The following is a 4155-nucleotide window of genomic DNA, read 5'->3' on the forward strand; positions in this document are numbered from 1 at the left end:
CCCCCGGCCCACCCGACCACCCAGGGGCGCGGGGAACGGCGCGACCAGCCCCCACCGGCCCGCAGACGCGCGCAGCGCAAGACGCACCCCGGATTCCCGCGTGTCATGTGGGCTTCACCCGTGATTCAACCTCGGTTGCGAGTCTTGCCGAATGCAGCCCGCTGTGCCCCACGCACCCGACCGACGAAGGCTACGCGCCGCGACGGCGATCGTCGCCGACGCGACCGTGCCGCCCATGGCGCGGAACAATGAAGACATGACCTCGTCGAGCGCCCAGGCACACGACCGTTCACACGGAAATGTTTTCGGCGGCAGCGGCACCGGTAGCAGCACCGGCAACAGCAGCAGCACCGGCAACAGCAGCAGCAGCGGCTTCCGCGGCGGTTCCGGCAACCCGCAACCCTCCGTCGGTTCGATCGCCGCGCACAGGCCGTACGCCGTCGTCGCACCGGCCTCCCCAGGCCTGGAGCCGGACCTGGACGCCTCCGACCTGGGCACCTACGGGGACCCCGCCTACGGCGACGAGGACTTCGGTGACGGGGCCGGTGGCGCGTACGGCGAGGAGCCGCTGCCGGAGGGCCGTTTCCTGGACCGGGAACGCAGCTGGCTCGCGTTCAACGAGCGGGTCCTGGAGCTCGCCGAGGACCCCGCCACGCCGCTCCTCGAACGCGCCAACTTCCTCGCGATCTTCGCCGGCAACCTCGACGAGTTCTTCATGGTCCGCGTCGCCGGGCTCAAGCGGCGCATCGCCACCGGTGTCGCCACCCGCTCCGCCGCCGGGCTCCAGCCGCGCGAGGTGCTGGAGCAGATCTGGACCCGCTCCCGCGAGCTCATGGCCCGGCACGCCGCCTGCTACCAGCAGGACGTCGCCCCCGAGCTCGCCGAGCACGGCATCCACCTGATCCGCTGGCCCGAGCTGACCGAGAAGGAGCAGGGCCGCCTCTTCACCCTCTTCCGCCAGCAGATCTTCCCCGTGCTGACCCCGCTGGCCGTCGACCCCGCGCACCCCTTCCCGTACATCTCCGGGCTCTCCCTCAACCTCGCCGTCGTCGTGCGCAACCCCGTCAGCGGCCATGATCATTTCGCACGTGTGAAGGTCCCGCCGTTGCTCTCCCGGTTCCTGGAGGCCTCCCCGCAGCGGTACGTGCCGCTGGAGGACGTGATCGCGGCCCACCTGGAGGAGCTCTTCCCCGGCATGGAGGTGCTCGCGCACCACATGTTCCGGGTGACCCGCAACGAGGACCTGGAGGTCGAGGAGGACGACGCCGAGAACCTGCTCCAGGCGCTGGAGAAGGAGCTCATGCGGCGCCGCTTCGGCCCGCCCGTGCGGCTGGAGGTCGAGGAGACCATCGACCCGTACGTCCTCGACCTGCTGGTGCGCGAGCTGAAGATCTCCGACGCCGAGGTCTACCCGCTGCCCGGCCCGCTCGACCTGACCGCGCTCTTCCGCATCGCGTCCCTCGACCGGCCCGAGCTCAAGTACCCCAAGTTCATCGCGGGCACCCACCGTGACCTCGCCGAGGTCGAGTCCTCCTCCGCGCCCGACATCTTCGCCGCCCTGCGCGAGCGCGACGTGCTCCTGCACCACCCGTACGACTCGTTCTCCACCTCCGTGCAGGCGTTCCTGGAGCAGGCCGCCGCCGACCCCGACGTCCTGGCGATCAAGCAGACGCTCTACCGCACCTCCGGCGAGGACTCGCCGATCGTCGACGCCCTGATAGACGCGGCGGAGTCCGGCAAGCAGGTCCTCGTCCTCGTCGAGATCAAGGCCCGTTTCGACGAGCAGGCCAACATCAAGTGGGCGCGGAAGCTGGAGGAGGCGGGCTGCCACGTCGTCTACGGGCTCGTCGGCCTCAAGACGCACTGCAAGCTCTCCCTCGTGGTCCGGCAGGAGGGCGACGTCCTGCGCCGCTACTCCCACGTCGGCACCGGCAACTACCACCCCAAGACCGCGCGCCTCTACGAGGACCTCGGCCTGCTCACCGCGGACCCGCAGGTCGGCGCCGACCTCTCCGACCTCTTCAACCGGCTGTCCGGCTACTCCCGCCGCGAGACCTACCGGCGGCTGCTCGTCGCCCCGCGCTCGCTGCGCGACGGGCTGATCGCCCGCATCGCCAAGGAGATCGCCCACCACAGGGCCGGGCGCCCCGCCTACGTCCGCATCAAGGTCAACTCGATGGTCGACGAGGCCGTCGTCGACGCCCTCTACCGCGCCTCGCGGGCCGGGGTGCCGGTGGACGTCTGGGTGCGCGGCATATGTGCCCTGCGGCCGGGCGTGGCCGGGCTCTCCGAGAACATCCGGGTGCGCAGCGTGCTCGGGCGGTTCCTCGAACACTCCCGCGTCTTCGTGTTCGGGAACGGTGGCGAGCCCGAGGTGTGGCTCGGCAGCGCCGACATGATGCACCGCAACCTCGACCGGCGCATCGAGACGCTCGTGCGGGTCACCGACCCCGCGCACCGGGCCTCGCTCGGACGGCTGCTGGAGACCGGGATGTCCGACTCCACCGCCTCCTGGCACCTCGGCCCGGACGGCGACTGGCGGCGCCATGCGACGGACGCCGACGGACAGCCGCTGCCCAACGTACAAGAGATGCTCATAGACGCGCGGAGGCGCCGGCGTGGCTCGACGACCCCATGACCCGCTGTCGGCGGTCACCATGCAGCCCGGGGGACAGGACGTGATGACCGAACGCACCGCCCCCGACCGCCCGGACCCCGCCGACAGGCCCGTACAGCAGCCCGTACGGCCCGTACAGCCGGTGCAGCCGGTGCAGCGGTCCGAACGGCCGGGACTGACCACAGGACCGGCCACAGGACCGGCTACGGGACCGGCTACGGGGTCGGCCGTGGGGCCTGCCGCGACAGGTACGGCGACCGCGGGCGAGGCGCTGGCGGCCTATCTGCACGGCCAGGCCACCGAGTTCCTGCGCAGCCTGCGGCTGCACGGCGACAGCGGCCCCGGCGCCGAGGACGCGACCGAGGCCGCCCGGCTGCTGCGCCGCTCGGCCCGTCGGCTCTCCGGCGCCCTGTGCGTCTACCGGCCGCTGACCGACACCGAGTGGACCGACCAGCTCCGTGCCGAGCTGCTGTGGCTGTGCGGCACGCTCGGGCGCGAGCACGCCTACGCGGCGCGGCTGGCGCGGCTGCGCGGCGCTCTGCACCGGCTGTCGGGCTCTGCCCCTGGAGTTCCGTCCGGGCCTGCGGCCGACGAGCGGCCGTGGAGCGGGCTGACGGTCGGCGCGGCGCGCGCGGGCGCCCTGCTGGAGCGGCAGCTCACGCTCGCCCGGACCCGGGCGCACTCCGCCGCGCTCCAGGCCCTGGGCACCTCGCGCTTCCACGCCGTGGCCGACGCCGCCGCCGTGCTCGCCTCCGAGGCGCCGCTCGCACCGGCCGCGCACGAGCTCCCGGCCGACGAGGCACTGCCCCGCCTCGCCGAACAGGCCCAGCGGCGGCTCGTGGACGCCGTCGGGGCGCTGCCGCTGTCCGTCGCCGGGCACCCGTACAACGCCGAGGCCCTCACCCACGGCCTCGCGGCCACCGGGTCCTCCGACGCACCGCCCGCGGAGGGCCGCCAGGACGCCCCCTGGCACCAGGTACGGCAGCTCGTACGGCTGCGCCGCTACGCGCAGGAGGTACTGGACGAGCACCGGCAGGCCGAGGTCGAACCGACCCTGTCCGTACGCCTGCTGAACGCCGGTCAGGCACTCGACCGGCACCGCGACGCGGCGGAAGCCGCGGCTGCTGCCGCTGCTGCCGCCCGTACGCCCCGGATCGCGCCTGCCACGGCGTACGCGCTCGGTGTTCTCCATGCCGACCAGCGGCACGAGGTGGAGGCGGCCCGGTTCGCGTTCGGACGTGCCTGGCAGCGGTTGGGGACGGGGCTGTGACGGGCAGCGACGTCATTCTTGCGGCGGGGTGTGTGCTGTGGCGGCGTGCCGCCGGGGGCGACGGCGGCTTGGAGGTCGCCCTGGTCCACCGGCCCAAGTGGGACGACTGGTCGCACCCCAAGGGCAAGCTGAAGGCGGGTGAGGACGCGCTGTCCGGTGCGGTGCGGGAGGTGCTGGAGGAGACGGGCATGGCGTGTGTGGTGGGGTGCGCTCTGCCGACTGTCCGGTACGAGGTGTCGGGGCGGCTGAAGGAAGTGCGGTACTGGGG

The 4155-nt window shown here is 72.9% G+C and carries 3 protein-coding genes; all 3 read left to right on the plus strand.

Annotation, left to right across the window (positions count from 1 at the left end; translation table 11 throughout):
- Nucleotides 1–256 precede the first annotated feature (256 nt).
- Nucleotides 257–2638, plus strand: coding sequence for an RNA degradosome polyphosphate kinase (locus tag K6I34_RS32860; protein WP_308294094.1), 2382 nt, complete (start codon nucleotides 257–259; stop codon nucleotides 2636–2638).
- The gene (locus K6I34_RS32865; RefSeq protein WP_229331696.1) at nucleotides 2619–3887 is read left to right on the plus strand and encodes a CHAD domain-containing protein; all 1269 of its coding nucleotides are present in this window, start codon (nucleotides 2619–2621) and stop codon (nucleotides 3885–3887) included. The genes K6I34_RS32860 and K6I34_RS32865 overlap by 20 nt, the downstream gene beginning before the upstream one ends.
- Nucleotides 3884–4155, plus strand: a 272-nt coding sequence (locus K6I34_RS32870) for an NUDIX hydrolase (RefSeq protein WP_229331697.1), incomplete at its 3' end; no start/stop codon positions are given. The genes K6I34_RS32865 and K6I34_RS32870, both read left to right, overlap by 4 nt.

Origin of the sequence: Streptomyces sp. UNOC14_S4 (assembly GCF_020740835.1) — a bacterium.
In the GTDB taxonomy this organism is placed as follows: domain Bacteria; phylum Actinomycetota; class Actinomycetes; order Streptomycetales; family Streptomycetaceae; genus Streptomyces.

Excerpts from the sequence above, each read along its gene's own strand:
- K6I34_RS32860 (WP_308294094.1), top strand. The coding sequence starts at position 257 with ATGACCTCGTCGAGCGCCCAGGCACACGACCGTTCACACGGAAATGTT.